The 22,130-nt window shown below is 53.4% G+C and carries 24 protein-coding genes and 1 other RNA gene; 8 read left to right on the top strand and 17 right to left on the bottom strand.

Annotation, left to right across the window (positions count from 1 at the left end; translation table 11 throughout):
- The first annotated feature begins 4 nt into the window (after positions 1–4).
- The gene (locus N0B36_RS01225) at positions 5–475 is read left to right on the top strand and encodes a YlaC family protein (RefSeq protein ID WP_016152071.1); all 471 of its coding nucleotides are present in this window, start codon (positions 5–7) and stop codon (positions 473–475) included.
- Between the two features lie 78 nt (positions 476–553).
- On the opposite strand, the gene ykgO is transcribed toward N0B36_RS01225, so the two are convergent.
- Entirely contained in the window at positions 554–694 is a 141-nt protein-coding gene (gene ykgO / locus N0B36_RS01220; RefSeq protein WP_005125190.1) for a type B 50S ribosomal protein L36, read from the bottom strand.
- Position 695: 1 nt separating this feature from the next.
- On the bottom strand, positions 696–956 hold the full coding sequence (locus N0B36_RS01215; RefSeq protein ID WP_016152070.1) for a type B 50S ribosomal protein L31: 261 nt from the start codon (positions 954–956) through the stop codon (positions 696–698).
- A gap of 188 nt (positions 957–1,144) precedes the next feature.
- Here N0B36_RS01215 and N0B36_RS01210 point away from each other — a divergent pair, with 188 nt between their 5' ends.
- A complete protein-coding gene (locus tag N0B36_RS01210) occupies positions 1,145–2,698 on the top strand; it encodes an EAL domain-containing protein (RefSeq protein ID WP_259685576.1) in 1,554 nt (517 codons plus the stop codon).
- Between the two features lie 51 nt (positions 2,699–2,749).
- Here the strand turns inward: N0B36_RS01210 and N0B36_RS01205 are convergent, their stop codons facing one another.
- A complete protein-coding gene (locus tag N0B36_RS01205) occupies positions 2,750–3,103 on the bottom strand; it encodes a DUF1428 domain-containing protein (RefSeq protein ID WP_259685575.1) in 354 nt (117 codons plus the stop codon).
- Between the two features lie 64 nt (positions 3,104–3,167).
- Positions 3,168–3,797, bottom strand: a complete 630-nt coding sequence (locus N0B36_RS01200; RefSeq protein ID WP_016155872.1) for a YitT family protein — start codon at positions 3,795–3,797, stop codon at positions 3,168–3,170.
- A gap of 87 nt (positions 3,798–3,884) precedes the next feature.
- On the opposite strand from N0B36_RS01200, the gene N0B36_RS01195 reads away from it, so the two are divergent.
- The gene (locus N0B36_RS01195) at positions 3,885–5,312 is read left to right on the top strand and encodes a PLP-dependent aminotransferase family protein (protein ID WP_046276084.1); all 1,428 of its coding nucleotides are present in this window, start codon (positions 3,885–3,887) and stop codon (positions 5,310–5,312) included.
- 59 nt (positions 5,313–5,371) lie between these two features.
- On the opposite strand, the gene N0B36_RS01190 is transcribed toward N0B36_RS01195, so the two are convergent.
- From N0B36_RS01190 to ffs, 3 genes are all read right to left on the bottom strand, one after another.
- Positions 5,372–5,590 carry a hypothetical protein gene (locus N0B36_RS01190; RefSeq protein WP_016152066.1) on the bottom strand — a complete coding sequence of 73 codons (219 nt, stop codon included), beginning with the start codon at positions 5,588–5,590 and terminating at the stop codon, positions 5,372–5,374.
- Entirely contained in the window at positions 5,587–5,838 is a 252-nt protein-coding gene (locus N0B36_RS01185; protein ID WP_259685574.1) for a hypothetical protein, read from the bottom strand. Before N0B36_RS01185 ends, N0B36_RS01190 begins: the two co-directional genes overlap by 4 nt.
- A 197-nt stretch (positions 5,839–6,035) precedes the next feature.
- Positions 6,036–6,132: signal recognition particle sRNA small type (ffs, locus tag N0B36_RS01180), an RNA gene on the bottom strand.
- Positions 6,133–6,294: 162 nt separating this feature from the next.
- Between ffs and N0B36_RS01175 the strand changes: the two genes are divergently transcribed.
- The gene (locus tag N0B36_RS01175; RefSeq protein ID WP_259686070.1) at positions 6,295–6,606 is read left to right on the top strand and encodes an MGMT family protein; all 312 of its coding nucleotides are present in this window, start codon (positions 6,295–6,297) and stop codon (positions 6,604–6,606) included.
- A gap of 31 nt (positions 6,607–6,637) precedes the next feature.
- On the opposite strand, the gene N0B36_RS01170 is transcribed toward N0B36_RS01175, so the two are convergent.
- The gene (locus tag N0B36_RS01170) at positions 6,638–7,207 is read right to left on the bottom strand and encodes a YbaY family lipoprotein (protein ID WP_016152063.1); all 570 of its coding nucleotides are present in this window, start codon (positions 7,205–7,207) and stop codon (positions 6,638–6,640) included.
- Positions 7,208–7,419: 212 nt separating this feature from the next.
- Here N0B36_RS01170 and tesB point away from each other — a divergent pair, with 212 nt between their 5' ends.
- Positions 7,420–8,280: an acyl-CoA thioesterase II gene (gene tesB / locus N0B36_RS01165; RefSeq protein ID WP_016152062.1), complete on the top strand. Its 861-nt coding sequence runs from the start codon at positions 7,420–7,422 to the stop codon at positions 8,278–8,280.
- 49 nt (positions 8,281–8,329) lie between these two features.
- On the opposite strand, the gene amtB is transcribed toward tesB, so the two are convergent.
- From amtB to decR, 5 genes are all read right to left on the bottom strand, one after another.
- The gene (gene amtB, locus N0B36_RS01160; RefSeq protein ID WP_053388980.1) at positions 8,330–9,616 is read right to left on the bottom strand and encodes an ammonium transporter AmtB; all 1,287 of its coding nucleotides are present in this window, start codon (positions 9,614–9,616) and stop codon (positions 8,330–8,332) included.
- Between the two features lie 31 nt (positions 9,617–9,647).
- Positions 9,648–9,986 (bottom strand): P-II family nitrogen regulator, encoded by a 339-nt coding sequence (glnK, locus tag N0B36_RS01155; RefSeq protein ID WP_003021657.1) that lies wholly within the window; start codon positions 9,984–9,986, stop codon positions 9,648–9,650.
- Positions 9,987–10,242: 256 nt separating this feature from the next.
- On the bottom strand, positions 10,243–12,021 hold the full coding sequence (locus tag N0B36_RS01150) for a SmdB family multidrug efflux ABC transporter permease/ATP-binding protein (RefSeq protein WP_016152061.1): 1,779 nt from the start codon (positions 12,019–12,021) through the stop codon (positions 10,243–10,245).
- On the bottom strand, positions 12,014–13,786 hold the full coding sequence (locus tag N0B36_RS01145) for a SmdA family multidrug ABC transporter permease/ATP-binding protein (protein WP_080858958.1): 1,773 nt from the start codon (positions 13,784–13,786) through the stop codon (positions 12,014–12,016). The genes N0B36_RS01150 and N0B36_RS01145 overlap by 8 nt, the downstream gene beginning before the upstream one ends.
- A gap of 44 nt (positions 13,787–13,830) precedes the next feature.
- On the bottom strand, positions 13,831–14,289 hold the full coding sequence (gene decR / locus N0B36_RS01140; RefSeq protein WP_016152059.1) for a DNA-binding transcriptional regulator DecR: 459 nt from the start codon (positions 14,287–14,289) through the stop codon (positions 13,831–13,833).
- 116 nt (positions 14,290–14,405) lie between these two features.
- Here decR and N0B36_RS01135 point away from each other — a divergent pair, with 116 nt between their 5' ends.
- Positions 14,406–15,461 (top strand): PLP-dependent cysteine synthase family protein, encoded by a 1,056-nt coding sequence (locus N0B36_RS01135; RefSeq protein ID WP_259685573.1) that lies wholly within the window; start codon positions 14,406–14,408, stop codon positions 15,459–15,461.
- Between the two features lie 49 nt (positions 15,462–15,510).
- Here N0B36_RS01135 and cof read toward each other — a convergent pair whose 3' ends face one another.
- Entirely contained in the window at positions 15,511–16,329 is an 819-nt protein-coding gene (gene cof / locus N0B36_RS01130) for an HMP-PP phosphatase (protein WP_259685572.1), read from the bottom strand.
- 217 nt (positions 16,330–16,546) lie between these two features.
- Between cof and N0B36_RS01125 the strand changes: the two genes are divergently transcribed.
- Complete coding sequence (locus N0B36_RS01125) at positions 16,547–18,247, top strand: SgrR family transcriptional regulator (protein ID WP_200046354.1); 1,701 nt, start codon at positions 16,547–16,549, stop codon at positions 18,245–18,247.
- A gap of 64 nt (positions 18,248–18,311) precedes the next feature.
- The gene (gene queC / locus N0B36_RS01120) at positions 18,312–19,007 is read left to right on the top strand and encodes a 7-cyano-7-deazaguanine synthase QueC (RefSeq protein ID WP_003021638.1); all 696 of its coding nucleotides are present in this window, start codon (positions 18,312–18,314) and stop codon (positions 19,005–19,007) included.
- 107 nt (positions 19,008–19,114) lie between these two features.
- Here queC and fadM read toward each other — a convergent pair whose 3' ends face one another.
- The 3 genes from fadM to ppiD all read right to left on the bottom strand — a co-directional run bounded on the left by fadM (position 19,115) and on the right by ppiD (position 22,014).
- Complete coding sequence (gene fadM / locus N0B36_RS01115; protein ID WP_016152055.1) at positions 19,115–19,513, bottom strand: long-chain acyl-CoA thioesterase FadM; 399 nt, start codon at positions 19,511–19,513, stop codon at positions 19,115–19,117.
- A gap of 105 nt (positions 19,514–19,618) precedes the next feature.
- Positions 19,619–19,993, bottom strand: coding sequence for a helix-hairpin-helix domain-containing protein (locus N0B36_RS01110; protein ID WP_047416882.1), 375 nt, complete (start codon positions 19,991–19,993; stop codon positions 19,619–19,621).
- Between the two features lie 146 nt (positions 19,994–20,139).
- Positions 20,140–22,014 carry a peptidylprolyl isomerase gene (gene ppiD, locus N0B36_RS01105; protein ID WP_259685571.1) on the bottom strand — a complete coding sequence of 625 codons (1,875 nt, stop codon included), beginning with the start codon at positions 22,012–22,014 and terminating at the stop codon, positions 20,140–20,142.
- Positions 22,015–22,130 lie beyond the last annotated feature (116 nt).

The following is a 22,130-nucleotide window of genomic DNA, read 5'->3' as shown; positions in this document are numbered from 1 at the left end:
AGAGATGACAGAAATACAGCGCCTGCTTACCGAAACCATCGACGACTTAAATATTCGCGAAAAGCGCGACAACAAACCGCGCTTTAGCATCAGTTTTATTCGCAAACATCCCGGCCTGTTCATCGGCATGTATGTTGCGTGGTTTGCCACGCTGGCGGTGATGCTGCAGTCAGAAACGTTAGTCGATTCAGTATGGCTGCTGGTGGTTCTGTTCGTCATACTCAACGCGTTTTTCTTTTTCGACGTTGCGCCGCGATACCGCTTTGAAGATATCGACGTACTGGATTTCAGAGTTTGCTATAACGGGGAATGGTATAACACGCGCTTTGTCCCCCCTTCACTCATCGATACCATCCTGCACTCACCTTCCGTCGATAGCGAACATAAAGCGCAGCTGCAAAAGATGATATCGCGTAAGGGTGAACTCTCGTTTTACGATGTCTTTACGCTAACCCGTCCCCAGACCAGCCAGTAACCACATCTCAACGCAGATAAAAAAAGTGCGTCCCGATGAAGGAAACGCACTTTAATCCCTGAAATGTTGGTAAAGAAACTAACGTCTTTTTTTACGCCCCTGAACAGCTTTAAAGCGCGGATTCGTTTTGCAGATTACGTACAAACGCCCTTTGCGTTTCACTATCTGGCAGTCAGGATGACGCTGTTTTGCACTACGAAGTGAATTGAGTACCTGCATCTTAACCTCGCTTAGTGCCAATAAAATGACCAAAACGTTTCTGGAAACGTGCTGCACTGCCTTCGTTATCAAAGGTTTTTTGTTTCCCGGTATAGTACGGATGCGATTTGGAAGAGATATCCAGGGTCACGTACGGATACATTTTCCCCTCAAACTCAATCTCACGTTCCGTTTTAATGGTCGAGCCGACCTTAAAAAATTCATTGGCACTGGTATCGTGAAACACCACAGTACGGTAAAAAGGATGAATATCCGGCTTCATGGCAACCTCAATTTGCTACGTTATAACATAACAATCAAAATACACCACTCTTGTATAAATCACAACCTGGTTTACGCGATTAAGAGTTAAACGGGATGATAAGTGGCCGTAAATATATGATGCCAATCGAATAGCTTTTTCGGCTTTCGGATATACTTTCCCTACGCTGTGTTAATAAGGATATCACTGTGATAACACGACATCTGATAAGCCTGGTGACTGGGGTGCTGTTTCTTTCCATCCTCGCGCCCGTAGGTTTAAGCCTGTGGCTGGCGCATCGTCAGGTCGAAACGAAATTTATCGATGAACTCGATATGTTCTCAACCCGAGTCGCATTACGTACGGAGCGCGTAGGTGAACAAGCCAAAAAAGCGTTGCGCCATATTGAAGCTTTTCAGGGTGAACCTTGTAGTGAAGAGCATCTGCTTGAAATGCGTCGTTTGTCATATAGCTACCGCTATATTCAGGAAGTGCTGTACCTCAAAGATAACGTTCCACAATGCTCATCCCTGGAAAAAAGAAGCCGGGCAGCCGCGTTTCCTCCAGCAATGAAAATCACGCCCGATGGCTACCACGCATGGTTGACCATGCAAAACGATTTGGGCATCAAGCGTTTTATGGCGGCATTAGGTAGCAAGCATTACGTCGTGATGATCGATCCCGATTCTTTTATTGATGTCATCCCGTTTGGCTCATGGCCGATTGAAGTCGCTATCCTTGGTACCGCGCGTAACACGGTGGTAGCCAGTAGCACCGATCTGCCACCGGATGTTTTACAACATGTGCAACTAGAGCATTCGATTACCCATCTGCAGAAAGACGGCAGTATTTATAACGCCCGCCCCTTCCCCGAACTGGGCATTACGGTTGTAACCTGGGCATCCACTGTACCTTTGCAAAAAAGCTGGCACCGACAAGCGCTCATCTGGCTGCCGGCAGGGATCCTTCTCGGCTTACTCACCGCAGCCTTTATTCTGCGTATTTTGCGCCGTTTACAGTCCCCTCATCACCAGTTGCAGGACGCTATCCAGCATCGGGATATCAAGGTCTACTACCAACCGATTATCTCGCTCAAAACGGGGAAAGTGGTCGGGGCAGAGGCGCTGGCTCGCTGGCCACAGGCCGACGGGAGCTATCTGTCACCTGAGATTTTCGTCGCACTGGCGCAAGAGACCGGGCTTTCAGAGCCGCTCACCCGTTTGATTATTGAAAGCGTATTTGACGATTTAGGAAAATGGCTGCGTCAATATCCCCACCAGCATATATCCATTAACCTTGAGTCAGCCGATCTGACCTCCGAAACACTTCCTGCTCTGTTAAGCCAGAAGGTGAACCACTGGCAACTTAAGCCTGCACAAATCGCGCTGGAACTGACCGAACGCGAATTTGCCGACCCAAAAAACAGCGCGCCGTTTATTGCTAAATACCGACAGGCAGGCCATTCGATCTATATTGATGACTTTGGTACCGGCTATTCAAGTCTTAGCTATTTGCAGGATCTGGATGTGGATATCCTGAAGATCGACAAATCGTTCGTCGATGCGCTGGAGTACAACAACGTCACGCCGCATATCATCGAGATCGCGAAAACGCTGAAGCTGGAGATGGTGGCAGAAGGTATTGAAACCGAGAATCAGGAAGCCTGGCTACGCCAGCACGGCGTGCAATACGGTCAGGGCTGGCTTTACAGTAAAGCGCTGCCGAAAGCAGAATTTATTCTGTGGGCAGAAAAACGGCTTTAGCATGGCTGTTGATGGTGAGATGGCTGGCGGCACGCCGCACAGCCAGTCACATCACTCTTCCATAATGGGCGCAAATCCACCGTAGATCATTCGCTTGCCATCAAATGGCATAGATTCACCGAATTCCTTCATACGGGGATCGGACATCATCTTCTGATTCGCCGCATCGCGGACCTCTTTGGAAGGGTATTCAATCCAGCTGAATACCACTTCCTCATGATCCTGCGCTTTCACAGCCATGCGAAAATCGGTCAGTTTGCCGTCGGGGACATCATCTGCCCAGCACTCCACCACGCGCAATGCACCGAACTCCTTGAAAAGCGGAGCTGCTTTTACCGCCATCGCAATATACGCCTCCTTGTTTTCAGCGGGTACGGCAACCACAAAGCCATCAACATACTTCATGAGAAAAACCTCCGAAGTGTACTGCGCGGCAAGCCGATTCCGGCCGCGTCAGTCGAGGTTAAGTTTAGTCGCCAGCAGGCGATCGTGCCCCAGGCGCATTCCTGATGCGAATACGCGCCTGCGGCTGATGGCAAAACCATGGCAGGCAAATTTGAATCAGCGGCCCAATAGCCAGTGCATACAGCACCGTTCCAAACCCAACGGTTCCCCCCAACAGCCAACCAATAAGCAACACGGACACTTCGATTGCGGTTCGAATTCGTCGTACTGGCCAGCCGGTACGCGCGTGAATTCCAGTCATCAGACCGTCACGCGGGCCCGCGCCAAAACCGGCACCAATGTACAGAGCGGTTGCTAACGCATTCAGTATCACCGCTGACACCAGCAGCCCGCTGCGCGCCAGCAGGGATTCAAATCCCGGAATCACCAGCAGCGCGACATCTGCCGCCAGCCCAATCATAATCACGTTGCTCAACGTGCCAAACCCTGGGCGCTGGCGTAGCGGTATCCACGCCAGAAGCACCAACACACCCACGGCAATAATCACCACGCCGATATTCATCGACAGTAAATTTGCCACCCCCAGGTGAAACACGTTCCACGGATCGGCCCCTAAATCGGCACGGACAAACATCGCCGTCGACACACCGTACAGCGTCAGCCCAATAAACAGCTGAAGTAAACGACGCAGCATGTTCTTCCCCTCTTACTCTCAGATAACTTTCATCTTCACCGCAATTGGCACTATGATTAATGTCCAGTTTTCAAAAAGTGGACTGCTATGTCATCTCGCCGTTACGGAAGCCAGTCTTTGCAACGCCTGCTCGGACACTGGCAGGAAAGTCCCTCGCGAACGCCCATCTGGCGACAGTTGGCAGAAGCGTTACGTTTGCTGATCCTCGATGGACGGCTGGCGCTGGATAGCCGCTTGCCCGGTGAACGAGAGCTCGCTGCCGTTCTGCAAGTCAGCCGAACCACCGTCGCCAGCGCCATGGCGCAACTGCGTGAGGAGGGATATCTGGAAAGCCGACATGGTAGCGGTTCACGGGTGATCCTGCCGGAACACATTCGCCATGTGCCTACGCGGACCAGCACTGGCACAGCGCTTGATTTGTCCACGGCAGCGCTGAGTGCCGGTCCTGAAATTCATCAGGCTTACCAGCAGGCACTGTTCGCAATGCCGCAGCATCTGCTGAGCTCCGGGTATCTACCGCAGGGACTGTCGGTTTTGCGTGAATCCATCGCCCGGCATTATTGCGAACGCGGACTCCCGACGCAGCCCGACGAAATAATGGTCGTGAACGGCGCGGTCAGCGGTCTGGCGTTGATCCTGCGTTTACTCACCGGCCCCGGCGATCGCGTAGTGGTAGATCATCCCACTTATCCGCTGGCCATTGCAGCAATACAAGGGGCGTCATGTCGCCCCGTCGGCGTGTCGCTGCCCGAGCACGGTTGGGATACGGCGGGTCTGGTCGCCACCATCGCGCAAACTGCACCGAGAATGGCCTATCTGATGCCGGATTTTCACAACCCAACCGGGCGCTGTATGGACACCGCTACTCGCCAGGTCGTGGCGGATATTGCTGAAAGAACCCACACGACGTTGGTGGTCGATGAGACCATGGTGAACCTGTGGTATGACGCCCCACCGCCACCGCCGCTTGCCGCATTCAATCGCGATGCCCCGATCATCCTGCTCGGTTCAGCAGGGAAAAGCTTTTGGGGCGGATTACGTCTGGGCTGGATTCGGGCGTCGGCGCGTACCATTGCCGCGCTGGTCCAAACCCGCGACACCTTCGATTTGGGCTCCCCGGTGCTTGAACAACTCGCCACCAGTTGGCTGCTGGATAACGCCGAGGACTTTCTTCCTGACAGAAGACGCCGGCTCACATCACAGCGAGACCTGTGCTCGCGCCTGATGAACTCACATTTTCCGGAATGGCAATTTACCCAGCCACAAGGAGGACTCTCTTTCTGGGTTGAACTGCCTGATACGCTGGCGACGCTCTTTGCCACGCGCGCCGAAAGCGCAGGCATTCAGTTGGGAACCGGTACGCGGTTCGGCCTTGATGGCGCATTCGACCGATTTTTGCGTATGCCCTTCACGTTGCCGGATGACACAGCGTGTGCCGCCTTCAGAGTGTTGCAACCCATTTGGGATAGCCTGCGCTTGCAGGCCAGCAGTGGGAAAATGCGTAAAATAATCTAAACGACGAGTTAAAGGACTCGCTCTTGAATGCCGTGATGGACGAGGAGGTCCTGGCAATACTACCGCTGAGGAGGAACCGGAAAACCCTTCAGGGAAATCACGAAATTCTCACCGTCTTTCTTAATTTTTGCCCCGGCATCACACCAGTCGGAGGCAATACGGAAGAACTCATCGCTGCCGACATTCCAGCTCAGACGAACGTGTTTCACATAACCGGAGCGCAGCATTTCACAGGCTTCGCCATAATTACAGGCGGTTGAGAGCGATTGTTGTTTCATTTTTTCTTCTTCAGTAATCTTCGCAATGCTTTGATTTCTTTAGGAGTCAGTGCGTCAACTACGGATTCTTCCGTATGCTGGCTATCGATATCCTCAGCGGAGACTCCCACCTCTTCAATGACGGAAAACGCGATCAGTAGCAGTTTTTCCGTGGCGATACTCAAATTTTCATTATGCACTTCAGCATAATGGCGAAGCTTTTCTTTTAGCGCCTCATCAACTTTGACATTCAATACAGCGGTCGACATCGTAGAAAATCCTTGTGGTCAGCCACAACACACCGGATGTAAGACCATGTCATTACAGCGCAATGGCGGCGGCAAAAGCTCAAATAACATCCCCAAAACACAGTGACAGTATTTGATGACAATAAAATGACGATCCGATGACAAAGAAAAGAAGATAAACAGAAGAGAAATTGCCGGACGGCTGAAATGGGTGGGGGCCCTGCCAGCTACATCCCGGCACACACGTCATCTGCCTTGGCTGCTTCCTTCCGGACCTGACCTGGTAAACAGAGTAGTGTTGCGGGAGAACCAACAGAGCCCCCATTGAGAGCGTTGTTAACCAACGCGCAGGCGCATTATCACTGCTGCACCCTGTAATTGCAACCCATCCAGCATCGGATGCTGTTTTCTTGTGCAATGCGGCTTCACTCCTTCGCCATTCGGCATTATGCTGGAGGATTAGCGCAGGAATAAATGATGGATATACAAGACTCTTTCCCCCAACGCGTCTGGCAAATCGTCGCTTCAATCCCCGAAGGTTTCGTCACCACGTATGGCGAAGTTGCCCGGCTTGCGGGATCGCCGCGCGCTGCGCGTCAGGTAGGCGGCGTGCTTAAGCGTCTCCCCGAAGGCAGCGCCCTGCCCTGGCATCGGGTGGTCAATCGCCATGGGGTCATTTCGCTGACAGGTCCCGACCTGCAACGACAACGTCAGGCGTTGCTGGCAGAAGGAATAGTGGTTTCAGGAAGCGGACAGATCGATTTACAGCGCTATCGCTGGGTGTACTAACCCTCTCCAGGCGGAGAGGGTTACAACGACCTTAGTACTGCGTGGGAGCCGGAACCGCAGATGACGGATTCACCTGGGTTGGTGAAGTAGACGGAACCGTGGTAGTAGCCCCACCGCTCGCCTGAACCGGTACTGCTGTTTGCTGTACAGGGACCAACGTCAGGTCGGCTTTAGTCCCCCCCTGATTGATGACCGTCTGAACGGTATCAGTAATAAAGACCAGTTTATCATTTACCGTAATAGCCGCACTCAGCAGAATACGGGCGTTAGGTTGAATATCTGCCGGGTTAAACGGTAATACAAAGCTGAATGGCGCTTGTTTACCTTCAGTACGAACCGCTTTTTGCGACAGCACTTTTGACGGCGCATCGGCCAGTGAAGCATCTGACAGCGTAACGGTTAGCACCGCATCGGGTGGCAAGGCCACTTTCTGACGGATCCATACTGTACCGGAGACATTTGGCTGCTGAATTTTAGACTGTGTGTCAGAAATTGACGTATTAGGGCTTGGCGCAGGTGTCTGAATATCAGCGCTTTTATCGGCACAGGCCGCCAGAGCGACTGCAACCGCTAAACCACTTACCATGTGCACGAGTTTCATTAAATTCTCCTTATCATCTATGCACCAGCGAGAACTTTCCTCGCCAGAAGAGTGGTTAACAAAAACATAACGTGACTAAGTGTGGCACAAGACAGCTATTTTTGCCTGTAATAGGCCAGTAATTCAGACAATTGCACCCATCGGACCACTTTTAAAATTGCGTTATACTCTGCCTACCTCGCTGCGACATCGATATCACCTGGAGAGCACGTATGAGTCTGGCACTGAAAAATTTGCTGACATTGTTAAATCTGGAAAAAATTGAAGAAGGACTCTTTCGGGGCCAAAGTGAAGACTTAGGGTTACGTCAGGTTTTTGGGGGACAGGTTGTCGGTCAGGCGCTGTATGCCGCAAAAGAAACCGTACCGGAAGAGCGTCTGGTACACTCTTTTCACAGCTACTTTTTACGCCCCGGCGATAGCCAAAAGCCCATCATCTATGATGTGGAAGTCCTGCGTGATGGTAACAGCTTCAGCGCGCGCCGCGTTGCCGCGATCCAGAATGGCAAACCCATTTTTTACATGACCGCCTCTTTTCAGGCACCGGAAGACGGATTTGAACATCAGAAAACCATGCCGGATGCGCCGGGTCCCGATGAGCTGAAATCAGAAACGGAAATTGCCCGCTCAGTGGCGCATTTGCTGCCGCCGCTGTTGAAAGAAAAATTTATCAACGATCGTCCGTTGGAAGTACGCCCTGTCGAGTTTCATAACCCCCTCAAAGGTCACGTCGCACCTCCGACGCGCCAGGTGTGGATTCGCGCTAACGGCGTGCTGCAGGACGATCTGCGCGTCCATCAGTATCTGCTGGGTTATGCCTCAGACCTGAACTTCCTGCCTGTTGCGCTGCAACCGTACGGGATTGGCTTCCTGGAAAAAGGGATTCAGATCGCCACCATTGACCATTCTATGTGGTTCCACCGTCCGTTTAATATCAATGAATGGCTGCTGTATAACGTCGAGAGTACTTCGGCATCCGGTGCCCGGGGCTTTGTACGCGGAGAGTTTTATACCCAGGATGGCGTGCTGGTCGCTTCTACCGTACAGGAAGGGGTAATGCGTAATCGCAATTGAGAATTACCGGATGGTGGCGCAAAAGCGTTGCCATCCGGCAAATTGAGAATCATGCGTTGTAAGCGTTCTCGCCGTGACTGTTTACATCCAGACCTTCGCGCTCCTGCTCTTCCGGTACGCGCAAACCAACCGTCATATCCGCCAGCTTATAGCCAATGAAAGCCACCACGCCAGACCAGACGATGGTGATCGCCACGCTTTCCAGTTGCACCAGCAGCTGATGCCCCATGGTCACGCCCTCGGCAAAGCCCACGCCTCCCAAAGAGCTGGCAGCGAAAACTCCGGTCAGGATACAGCCGACAATGCCGCACACGCCGTGAACGCCAAACACGTCACACGGATCGTCCACACGCAGAAAACGCTTCAGCATGGTCACGCCCCACAGGCCTGCCAGACCCGCAACGACACCGATAATCAGCGCGCCGCCGACACCGATGTAGCCACATGCAGGTGTTACGCCCACCAGACCCGCAATGGCGCCAGAGCAGGCGCCCAGCAGAGACGGTTTACCACGCAGCGCCCATTCACCGAAGATCCATCCGAGGATGGCTGCAGCGGTGGCGACCACGGTATTGACGAAGGCCAGTGCGGCGATTTCATTTGCCGAACCCGCTGAACCAGCGTTAAAGCCAAACCAACCAATGTAGAGAATAGCGGTACCGGTGAAGACCATCGGCAGGTTATGCGGTTTAAAAGCTTCTTTGCCAAAACCGACACGTTTGCCAATCAGATACGCGCCTACCAGACCGGCAATCGCCGCGTTGATGTGCACAACCGTTCCGCCGGCAAAATCCAGCGCGCCGTGGGAAGCCAGCAAGCCGCCGCCCCAGACCATATGAGCAATGGGGATGTACGACAGCGTTAACCATACCACCACAAAAATCAGCACCGCGGAGAAGCGAATACGTTCAGCCAGCGCACCGACGATTAGCCCAACGGTGATGCAGGCGAACGAGCCCTGAAAAGCAACGTGAATGTACTGGTAGAAGCTCCCCGTTACCGCCGTTAGCGCAATATTCTTCAGCAATACCCAGTTGAAGTTGCCGAAGAAATTATTTCCTTCGCCAAAGGCCAGTGAGTAGCCATAAACCACCCATAAAATACAAACCAGAGCAAATGTCACCGTAACCTGAGTCAGCATCGACAGCACGTTCTTACCGCGAATCAAACCGCCGTAAAACAGCGCAATGCCAGGGATGGTCATAAACAGCACCAACGCGGTACAGATCATCATAAAAGCGTTATCCGCTTTATCCGCAACCGCCGGTGCCGCCATCGCCAGTCCCGGCAGCAGCGCCAGTGAAGCAATACCTGTTTTCATCGTTGCTATCTTCATTTTTTGGTTTCCTATCACTGTGTGCCAGACGTTACAGTGCGGCTTCGTCGGCTTCGCCGGTACGAATACGAATCACACGTTGCAGCTCGGCGACGAAGATTTTGCCGTCGCCAATTTTTCCGGTGTATGCCGCCTTACTGATGACATCAATCACGCCATCCAGTTGGTCGTCGGCAATCGCCACATCAATCTTCACCTTCGGCAGAAAATTGACGCTATATTCAGCCCCACGGTACAGCTCAGCATGACCTTTCTGTCGGCCAAACCCCTTCACTTCGGTGACGGTCAGCCCCTGAATACCAATAGACGACAATGCTTCACGGACGTCTTCCAGTTTGAACGGTTTGATTACCACGGTAACCAGCTTCATAGATCCCCTCCAGTCAGAATTCAGTAGTGGCTGCAGATACACGAGAGGAATATTGCAAGGGATGTGCCAGGAATGAAAAAGGCGGGATGATTCAGGTTCTCAGGGTACTTCCGGGAGAGGAAAAGAAAAAACGCACTATAACGGTGCATAGTGCGTTACATTTTTGCACCAGATTGTTGATTGCCGGATGGCAGCGTAAACGCCTTACCCGGCCTACGAGACCGTGCTGGCCCCAGACCGGATAAGCGCCGCGCCATCAGGCGATAACAGAATCGTCTTGCGTGCTGGCGGCTAACTCTTCACCCGCCAACTGTAGCTGATACATCTGCCAGTAACGGCCTTGCGCCGCCAGTAATTGCTGGTGCGTACCACGCTCCACCGCCTGACCGCGATGCAGCACCAGAATGGTGTCCGCATCGACAATCGTCGATAACCGATGCGCAATCACCACCAGCGTGGTGTGTTCACGTACCGCCGCCAGAGCTTGCTGAATGGCCTGTTCAGTACCGGAGTCAATACTGGCCGTGGCTTCGTCGAGGATCAACACCTGTGGCGTTTCAACCAACACCCGCGCCAACGCCAGCAGCTGTTTTTGACCAACGGAGAGATTATTGCCCTGCTCGCCCAGCCGGGTATGAATCCCCTCGCTCAGACCTCGCGCCAGTTCAGCCAGTTGCACGGTCTCCAGCGCCTGCCATACCCGCTCTTCTGAGATATCGCGGCCCAGCGTGACGTTCGCCAGGAAGGTATCTGCCATCACCACCGGATCCTGCTGCACCATGGCGATGCCCTGACGTAACGCACCGTGGCTCAGTGAAGACAGCGGCCGTCCATCAAGGCGGATTTCCCCCTGCGTCAGCGGGTAGTAACCCATCAACAGGCTGGCGAGCGTGCTTTTACCACTGCCGGTGTGTCCGACCAAAGCCACAAAGCTGCGCGAAGGCACGGACAAACTGATATTTTGCAGCACCAGATTGTCGTCGCGATAGGCAAATGAAACGTTATCCACCTCAATGTCCCCGCTCTTTAGCGGCCGCTCATCTTCACCATAGCGCTGACGTGGCCCATCCATCAGTTCGAACACTCGCTCACCGGCGACAACCGCCTGCTGCAACATTGATTGCTGAGTGGTCAACTCGATCAGCGGTTCGTTCAAACGGCCGAGGTAGCTGATAAACGCGTACAGCACGCCAACCTCGATCGAGCTGCCAGAGGTAAAACTGAACAGCATCAGCAATCCGCAGAGGATCAGCGCCGAGAAAAGGCTAAGCAGCGGGCGCAACAAAAAACCATCCAGTCGCAGGGTCTGCATACGCGCCATATAGTGCGAGCGGCTTGCTTCGCCCATTCTCTCGCCAAATCGCGCCTGCTGGCGGAACTGCTGGATAACACTCATGCCGTTGATGACTTCGTTAAAGCCATCGTTAATATCCGCCAGATAAGCGCGAACCCGGCGCACAATCGGGGTGCTGTAGCGTTGATAAATCACCATCACCACCAGCACGGCCGGGAAAATGGCCATCGCCACTAGCGCCATACGCCACTCAAGGCTGAACATCGCTACCAGCATGGCGCCAATTAATGCCGCGCTGCGCAGGACCGTTGCTACCACCGTCACGTACAGGTCGCGAATAACTTCAGTGTCGTTGGTTACGCGGGAGATTAGCTGCCCGACAGGTTGAGTATCAAAGGCGCTGAGCGGCTGGCGCAGCGCAGCGTCCATTACGTCGGTGCGCAACTGTTGTACTACGCCAACTGCCGCCTGGTTAAACAGCAATGACTGCGCGTAATGCAGGCCAGCCGCCAGCAGTTGTAGACCGATATATGCCGCAACCAGCCCGGCGACCATCGCCAGCGGCAGATTATTCTTCGCCACCATGTTATCGATAAAATAGCTAATCAGCAGCGGACCGCTGACTTCCGCCGCAGCCGCCACCCACAGCATGACTACCGCAATAGCCAGCTGTTTTCGCCATGGAGAGCCATACGCCAGCAATCTTTTCAGGGTCGGCCATAATTGCCCAAAACTACGCATTAGCCGCCTCCTCGTTTATCTCTGGTGCATCAGTCAGCGCCGCTTCCAGTTGCTGATAGCGGTACATATCGCGATACCAGCCAGGTTGCTGCACTAACGCATCATGCTCGCCGCGCTGGGCAATATGCCCATGCTGCATCACGATAATCTCACTGGCTTCCGTCAGGGCCGATAAACGGTGGGCGCTAATAATGACGGTTCTGCCTTCGCCCCACTGGCGCAGGTTATGCAGGATCTGATGCTCGGTACGACCATCTACCGCCGACAGCGCATCATCCAGAATCAAGATTTCAGCGTTCAGGAGTAGCGCTCGAGCGATAGAAATACGCTGTTTTTGCCCACCAGACAACATCACCCCACGTTCGCCCACTTCGGTGTCGTAGCCCTGCGGAAGACGTAAAATATCCTCATGAACGCTGGCAAGGCGTGCCACATACTCGATCTCTTCCTGCGTGGCCTGAGGGCGTCCTAACGCGATGTTATTGCCAACGGTATCCGAAAACAGGAATGGCGTCTGGCTGACAACTGCCAGCCGGCTGCGCCAGCTATCCAGTTGTAATCGCGTTAAGGGGATATCATGAAAGCGCACATCGCCGTGAGTGATATCAAAATGACGCTGAATCAACGACAGCACCGTACTTTTCCCCGCGCCGGTAGGCCCACAAATGCCCAGCATCTGCCCAGGTTTAAGCTGGAAGTTCACATTTTCCAGCGCCGGGTGTGTCGTTTGCGGGTAGCAAAATTCGCGAATCGCCACCGCCAGCTCCCCACGCCCTTCCGGTACCGGTTCAGTGCCGTCATCCACCACCGGCGCTTCAGACAGCATGGCGCGAATACGGCTGTACGCCGCGCTGCCACGTTCGACGATGTTAAACATCCATGCCAGCGCCAGCATCGGCCAAATCATCAAACCGAGATACATCATAAAGCTGGTGAGCTGGCCGAGCGTCAGCGAACCGTGCACCACCATCCAGCTTCCCCCAGCAATCGCCAGTAAGTTAGCCATGCCAATGGCGATATAAATCGTGGGATCAAAGCGGGCGTCAATGCGCGCCACGCGCAGGTTTTTCTTACCGGTATCTTCGGCATCGGCGGCAAATAATGCCGATTGCCGATCCTCCAGACCGAAGGCCTTGATCATGCGAATACTGGTCAGGCTTTCCTGAGTACGGTCGTTGAGACTGGAAAACGCCGCCTGCGCCAGCTTAAAGCGGTTATGCAGTCGATCGCCGTAACGTTTGATCATCAACGCCATCACCGGCATCGGCAGCAGCGCAATTAACGTCAGTTGCCAGCTTATCTGCGTTGACATCACGATCAGCACCGCACATCCCATTACCAGCGAATCTACCAGCGTCAGCACGCCTTCTCCGGCGGCAAATACGACCCGATCAACATCGTTGGTCGCACGCGCCATCAGATCGCCCGTGCGGTGACGCAGATAAAATTCTGGATGCTGGCGACTCAACTGACGGTAATAATCTTCCCGCAGCTCAACCGCCAGTTGGTAGGATGCGCCAAACAGCAGCACGCGCCAGACATAGCGCAGCAAATAAACCACCACTGCAATCAGGGCAATTGTTCCCACCCACATCAGCAGCCACTCGGTGGTGAAGCGTTGAGTCGTCACGCCATCCACAATGATCCCGACCACTTTCGGCGGAATAAGCTGAAGGATAGCGATGATGATAAGCAGGGCCACCGCCCCGAGGTAGCGACGCCACTCCCGGCGGAAGTACCAGCTTAATTGAGCAAATAATCGCACGCGTTATGTCCTGACAAGATTTCCGGCAATAAGCGCCGGGAGAGTTATTCAATAGGGAGCGCAGTTGTGTATTTAATCTGTTCCATCGCAAAGCTGGAGGTGACGTCAGACAGGCCCGGTACGCTGTTCACCAGGCGCTTATAAAATTCATCGTAGCTTTTCATATCGGCGACCTGCACTCGCATCAGGTAATCATATTCCCCTGCCATACGCCAGAACCCCAGAACCTCCGGCATACCGGTGACTTCGGTGACAAAGCGGCAATACCATTCACTGCTGTGATGCTGAGTCTTAATCAGCACAAACGCGGTCAGCCCCAGCCCCAGTTTTTCTGGATCCAACAGGGCGACTCTACCCAGCAGGATACCGTCATCTTCAAGCCGTTTGAGGCGTTTCCAGCAAGGGGTGGTAGTCAGATTAACGGCATCTGCTAACGCCTGCAAAGAAAGGGTGCAGTCCTGTTGCAGTAAGCTAAGCAGCTTACGGTCAATTTTGTCTAACATATCCACTCCACAGAGAAGAATTTTCTCCTTACATTCTATTTTAAAGGCTAAATGGCAACAATTTTTTCCGTGCTTTTCGCTATTCTTGGCACAAAATGACAAATGGATATCTATTAATGATGAATAGCTTCTGGGTTAAAAACGCCATCAATGAAATCAACGCGGATTATCAGCGTTCTGCGGATACGCATCTCATTCGTCTGTCGCTACCGGCGTTCCCGGGCATTCAGATCTATTTAAAAGATGAGAGCACGCATCCCACCGGGAGCCTGAAGCATCGTCTGGCGCGTTCACTGTTTCTGTACGGATTGTGCAATGGCTGGATTAAAGAAGGCACCACCATCATTGAATCATCGTCCGGTTCAACGGCGGTCTCCGAGGCTTATTTCGCCCGACTGTTAGGGCTGCCGTTTATTGCCGTCATGCCTTCCTGTACGGCGAAGCGTAAAATTGAACAGATTGAGTTTTACGGTGGTCGCTGTCATTTCGTGGAAAGCGCCTGTGAAATCTATGCGGCCTCTGAACAGCTGGCGCGTGAGCTGAACGGTCATTACATGGACCAGTTCACTTATGCTGAGCGCGCTACCGACTGGCGTGGCAATAACAATATTGCTGACAGCATCTTCCGTCAGATGCAGTGCGAGCCCAACCCTGTCCCCCGCCATATTGTAATGAGCGCCGGAACCGGCGGCACCTCTGCAACCATTGGCCGCTATATTCGCTGTCAGGGCTACGATACTCGCCTGATGGTGGTGGATCCGGAAAACTCAGTCTTTCTGCCCTTCTGGCAGGATCGCGATGCAAAGTTACGCAGCCCGGTAGGAAGCAAAATCGAAGGCATCGGCCGCCCACGTGTCGAACCCTCCTTCATTCCTGACGTAGTCGATGAAATGCTGCGCGTGCCGGATGCCGCAAGCGTGGCCACCGCACACTGGCTGGAAACGCAGTTGGGCCGCAAAGTCGGCGCTTCAACCGGCACCAACATGTGGGGAACACTGAAACTTGCCGCCCGTATGCGCGATGCCGGAGAAAGCGGTTCACTGGTCACGCTGCTGTGCGACAGCGGCGAACGCTATCTTGAAACCTACTACAACCCGCAGTGGATCGACACGCACATCGGTGATTTAACGCCGTGGAAAGCGGAACTCACCCGGCTTCTGAACACCCATTAATGGGATAAAAAAAGCCAGACGCGAAGTCTGGCTTGCTGGAAGGGATCTCTCATTCGGGGGAATAAGGTAGATGCGGATTGTCCAGCCAATGCGTCAAAAAGTGTGACACCGCCTGATTGCGGCAATGCCCAATCACCGACAAATGCGGCAGTTCAGCAATCAGTTGTGGCATCGCGTTACCCATAATCAGGCCGCGCCCAACGCTACCTAACATTTCGCGATCGTTCATGGCATCGCCAAACGCCATACATTCGGCCATTGAATAACCTAAGTGGTCGCTTAGTACCTCCAGCGCCGACCCTTTGTTACAGCCCAGCGGCAGCACCTCAAGGCAATCAACCGCGGAAAAACAGAGATTTGCCTGCTCACCCAGCGCCTCATTCAGTTGAATGCGTAATTGGATCAGGGAGTCATGATCCCCACAGAAACAGACTTTCGTTACCTGATGAGCCGGGATACGTTTCACATCGACGATCTGGTAGCGAAATCCGCTATACACATGCGCCTGTAGCAGCGATGGGATCTCTTGTCCGGTGAACCAACCGTTGTCATTAAAGACATGCATGCTGGCTGTAGTATCCCACTTCTGATGTAACACAATATCCGCCACAGTTGGATCCAGATCCCGACGGTGCAATACATCGCCCTCAACAGAGTGAATGCGCGTGCCGTTACCCGTGATCAAAAAGGCGTCCAGTGAGATAGAACCCAAAATATGGCGCATCTCCAGCACATGGCGGCCGGTGGCAAATGTCAGGGTGATCTCGCGTTCACGCAGGCGCGCCAGCGTTGAAAGCGTTTCGTCACCTAAATGGTGATTCGGCATCAAAAGGGTGCCATCCATATCAAATGCAGCCAGACGAGCCATTTCTTTCTCCACACTGTGACGCGGTTAACTTGTGATTCAGTATCACCTGAGATATACGGAAGTAATAGTGAATAGATAAAATGAATTGTTCCGGGTTTATTACACAAAATCATTCAAGTTGCATCCAGGCGGCAAGTGAGTGAACGTCCAGGAGCATGCAGTGACTGGGATGAATTAACGCCGCCAACAAAGAGGCAGCTTGAAGGATGACGTGTATATGAGATTGTTGAATCGCCTGAATCAGTACCAACGCCTGTGGCAGCCGTCGGCGGGAGAACCGCAGTCGGTGACCGTCGGGGAGCTGGCAGAACGCTGTTTTTGTAGCGAGCGCCACGTGCGTACTCTGCTGAAGCAAGCGCAGGATGCTGGCTGGCTGGAGTGGCACGCCCAGTCGGGGCGTGGGAAACGCGGGCAACTGCGCTTTTTGGTGACGCCAGATTCGCTACGCAGCATTATGATGGAACAAGCGCTGCAAAAGGGGGAGCAACTTAGCGTACTGGAGCTGGCTCAGCTGGCGCCGGGAGAATTAAGAACGCTGCTCCAGCCGTTTATGGGCGGTCAGTGGCAAAACGACACGCCAACCCTGCGCATCCCCTATTACCGCCAGCTCGACCCTTTGCACCCTGGATTTCTCCCTGGTCGCGCAGAACAACACCTCGCCGGACAAATATTCTCGGGCCTGACCCAGTTCGACAGTATTACGCAACGCCCCTGCGGAGATTTAGCCCACCACTGGAATATCTCCGCCGACGGCCAGCGCTGGGATTTCTATATTCGCTCCACCCTGTACTGGCATAACGGCGATGCGGTCAGCAGCACACAGCTACATCAACAGTTGCTGAAGCTGTTAGAGCTACCCGCGTTAAATAAGCTGTTTATCAGCGTAAAGCGCATTGAGGTGACGCATCCCCAGTGCCTAACCTTTATTTTGCATCGCCCCGACTTCTGGCTGGCGCATCGTCTGGCAAGCTACAGCAGTCACCTGGCACATCCCGAACTCCCGTTTGTTGGTACCGGTCCGTTTCGGTTGACGCTGTTTACCCCAGACCTGGTGCGCATCGAGAGTCACGATCACTACCACCTGAGTCATCCGCTACTAAAAGCCATTGAATACTGGATAACCCCGCAGCTTTTCTCCCAGGATTTGGGCACCAGCTGTCGCCATCCGGTTCAAATTGCAATTGGTAAACCCGAAGAGCTTCCCATGCTAAGCCAGGTAAGCAGCGGGATCAGCCTCGGTTTCTGCTATCTCACGCTCAGAAAAAGCGCGCGGCTGAATACGCAGCAGGCCCGTCGCCTGGTCAATATTATCCACCGCTCTTCCCTGCTACAAACGCTTGACGTGGATGAAAACCTGATCACGCCAAGCAATGCGCTGCTGCCGGGATGGACGATCCCCCAATGGGATGAACTGGACGACGTGCCGCTACCGGAAAAGCTTACGCTGGCCTATCACCTGCCGGTAGAATTGCACGCCATGGCTGAACAGCTTCGCCAGGCGCTAGCGCTACTCGGCTGTGAATTAACGCTTATTTTTCATAATGCTAAAAACTGGGATGGCGACCATCCTTTAGCCCAGGCCGACCTGATGATGGGAGACAGGCTGATTGGCGAAGCGCCTGAATATACCCTCGAACAGTGGCTGCGCTGCGATCAGCTCTGGTCACATGTATTGAGCTCGCCGGCATATACTCATCTGCAAACCACCCTGGATGCCCTGCAAATCCAGGCCGATGAGGACGATCGTCATGCGGCTTTACAACACGTTTTCGCCTCGCTGATGCATGACGCGACCCTGACACCGCTGTTCAATTATCACTATCGTATTAGCGCTCCGCCGGGCGTGAACGGCGTACGCCTGAATCCTCGCGGCTGGTTTGAATTTACCGAAGCCTGGCTACCGCCCCCGTCGGCGTGAAGAAGCTGGTCGCCGACACGCCCAGGCGCTACCATAAGGGTTTCGTTATTTGTCAGGAAAAACCATGAAACGTGCCGTTGTTGTATTCAGTGGGGGTCAGGACTCCACAACCTGTCTGGCGCAAGCGCTGCATCAGTATGATGAAGTACACTGCGTGACCTTTGATTATGGTCAGCGCCATCGCGCTGAGATTGATGTCGCACGTGACCTGGCCTTAAAACTTGGCGCGCGTGCGCACAAGGTACTTGATGTAACGCTGCTCAGCGAACTGGCCGTCAGCAGCCTGACCCGCGATAACATTCCGGTACCCGATTACGAACCGGATGCGAACGGCATTCCCAATACCTTTGTGCCAGGGCGCAATATTCTGTTTTTAACGCTGGCGGCGATTTACGCGTATCAGGTGCAGGCGGAGGCGGTCATTACCGGCGTTTGTGAAACGGATTTCTCTGGATATCCGGACTGCCGCGATGAGTTCGTCAAAGCCCTGAACCATGCCGTAAGCCTGGGAATGGCGAAAGATATTCGCTTTGAAACCCCGCTGATGTGGATCGATAAAGCCGAAACCTGGGCACTGGCCGATTACTGGGGCAAGCTGGACCTGGTACGCGAAGAAACGCTGACCTGCTATAACGGTATCAAAGGTGACGGTTGCGGTCACTGCGCGGCCTGTAATCTGCGCGCCAACGGCCTGAACCATTATCTGGCAGATAAACCAGCAGTGATGGCGGCAATGAAGCAGAAAACAGGACTAAAGTGATCGTTTTGCCGGATGGCGGTGCACGCACCTTATCCGGCTTTCGACGTTCACCGTGGTCAATATCGCCCGTAAGCCTGATAAGCGAAGCGCCGTCAGGCTTCCTTCCATCACTTCACCATCTGCTCCAGTTTTTCGCGCAACTCCCCTTCCAGCGGTAGCGCCTTTTGCGTTTTCAAATCAATACAGACGAAGGTAATCAACGCGTCTGCCACCACCTGTCCTTCCGGCTCCAGGGTGATAGTCTGGTTCAACACACCGCTTTTGCCATTTAACTGTTGCACCTGACTGGTAATGGTCAGCAGGTCGCTCAGCACCGCAGGGCGGCGGTAGTTAATGTTAATATTCACGACCACAAAAGCGATGTTGTGTGCGGTCATCCACTGAAAGCTGTCGCTGTTTTCCAGGCCATCCCAGCGGGCTTCTTCCAGAAACTCAAGATAGCGAGCATTGTTAACGTGCTGATAGACATCAAGATGAAAACCACGAACTTTGATTTGTGTTTGCATAGCGCAGGAGCCTTACGTTGTTTTTATAGGAACACACTTCAGGGTAAGAGGTCATAACTGGTATGACCTCTACAGTCTGGCAAACTTTCAGCACTCTGCAAGTTATTAAAGTGTTAAAACTGCCAGATTGCGCTCTACCAGCGAACTCCCCATGCCCGGCACCTGCTTTAAGTCCTCCACCGTTTTAAACGGCCCGTACTCCTCACGATAGCTCACAATCGCCTGTGCTTTCTTCAGACCTACGCCATTCATGACTCGCGCTAAATCCTCCGCAGAAGCGCTGTTGATGCTTACCCTGGTGCCTTCATCATCGCTCGCTTTAGCCGGTTGCGTGGCTTTGCTTTGTGCTACTCCCGTAGCATCCGCTTTGGCTTGAGTCGCCTGGCTTTTGGCGACTGGCTCTGCAGCCAGTGCGCTTTGAGCCATACCGGCGCAGGTCAATGAAAGGGTAATAAGCAGGGCTTTGATTCCATGTTTCATACTGTTTTCTCCTTGTTTGTTAACAGTGGAATCACGATAGCGAGGTGCAGAACGGCAGACAAACGGCAAATATCAGAAATGGAAAAGGCCGCGAAAGCGGCCTTTGGTTGATACAACTTTTTGCAATTTTTTGCGAGTAGCCTCGGTTATTGCTGCTGTTCCAGCGCGTCACCGACTTTAATTTTTGCGGCTTTACGCAGGTTGCTCATCAGCGCTTCAAAGACAATCTGCGCATTGTTCTGGGTAATCCCCTGAACCATCGCTTTCTTCTGCTCTTCAGGCATAGAACCGGCTTTCACCTCGTCCAGCGCCAGCAGTACAACGTTACCCTGCATGTCGTTCGCCACGCCGTAGCTCGGTTTGTCTTTCGCCGGCAGGCTCAGGCCAAAGGCCACCTGACTCAGCGGATCCTGACCCGTACGGCTCAGCGTTTTCGCTTCGCCAAAGCTCAGACCCGCCGCTTTCATGGCTTCATCGCCCTTGCCAGCTTTCAGATCCGCCAGCAGTTTATCGGCATCAAGCTTCGCCTGCTGCTCTGCTTTATTGTGCTTAACAAGCGCAGTTACCTGATCTTTCACTTCAGCCAGTGGTTTAACGGCTTCAGCTTTGTGCTCTGCAATACGCAGTACAAACGCGCGATCGCCATCCACGGTGATGATGTCGGAGTTACTGCCAGGCGTACCGTTCTCACCAACCAAACCACCATTGAAAATGATGTCAGCGACCGGTTTGAAGTTCAGCTCTTCCGGCAGACTGTCACGGCTAAACCAGCCCGTTTCAACCGCTTTCATACCCGCCGCCTGCTCCGCACCCGCCAGGGATTCGTTATCGTTGCTGGCGGCATCGCTCACTTTCTGCTGCAGCGCATAGTAGGCATCCAGCGCTTTTTCCTGCTTCACTTTCGCCGCAATGTCGTCGCGGGCTTCGCTCAGCGGTTTAACCTGCGCAGGCTGCACGTCGTCAAGACGCGCAACGAGGAAACCAACGGAAGACTTAATCACACCTGACAGCTGGCCTTTCTCTTTCAGACCGGCATTCTTCAGCTCATCCGGGGTGGTGGAATCTTCCAGCCATCCCATGTCGCCGCCTTTACGGGCAGAGATGATGTCAGCAGATTTTTCTTTTGCCAGCGCAGCGAAATCACCGCCTTTGTTCAGCTCGTCCAGTACCGCTTTGGCTTCATCTTCCGTTTTGGTCTGAATGATGCTGTAGCGGTTACGCTGCGGCTGAGTGAACTGATCCTGATGCTGGTCATAATAAGCCTGAATATCCGCATCGCTGGCCGTCTCCTGCATAGCAGCAGCATCCAGCTTGATGTAGCTCACGCGGAACTGTTCCGGCGTCATAAAGTTGTTTTTATTCTGCTCGTAGTAGCTGGCAACTTCCTGCTCGGTAACAGACTGCTTCGCGGCCAGTGCGTTAACGTCAATTGTCGCCTCGCGAACGATACGCTGCTGTGCGACCAGCGCCGCCAGCTCGTCCGTTTCGCCTTTCAGCATGAAGTCCGTACCGGCAACGCCGTTAATCAGTTGCTGGGTAGTAAGCTGATTACGTAATGCCTGAGCGTACTGGTCTGCGGTCATTCCCATCTGATTAACAATAGCGTTGTAGCGATTGTTATCAAATTTACCGTCCACCTGGAACGCAGGCGTGGCGAAAATAGCCTGTTTAACCTGATCGTCGCTGATGTTGAGATTAAGCTCGCGGGAGTACTGATCCAGCAGCGCTTCGTCAATAAGACGATTCAGCACCTGCTGACGCAGCGTTTTCATGTAGCCTTCGTTCGCAGCCAGTTCGGAGTATTGATCGCCCAGCTGTTGCTGCATGCGGTTACGTTCGCTGTTGAACGCATTCTCGAACTGCCCGCGGCTAATCTCCTGGCCATTCACTTTGGCGGCGAAGTTATTGCCCCCGCCAATCAGGTAACCACTCACGCCGGTCAAAATGAACGACACGATAATGATACCGAAAATAATCTTGAGCACGAGACTGTTAGCAGCCGTGCGTAAGCTGTCCATCATGGTGTAACCACACTCCGCTGTAGATGACTATACGCGTTATCTCTCAAGCCGCCTGCGCGTTGTCACAACAGCGGCGGCAAGGATTTTGAGTATATATGCTTCACGCAGCATAGCGT

The organism is Citrobacter sp. XY323, from assembly GCF_025106035.1.
Classification (GTDB): domain Bacteria; phylum Pseudomonadota; class Gammaproteobacteria; order Enterobacterales; family Enterobacteriaceae; genus Citrobacter; species Citrobacter braakii.
This window is presented reverse-complemented; position numbering and strand designations above follow the sequence as displayed.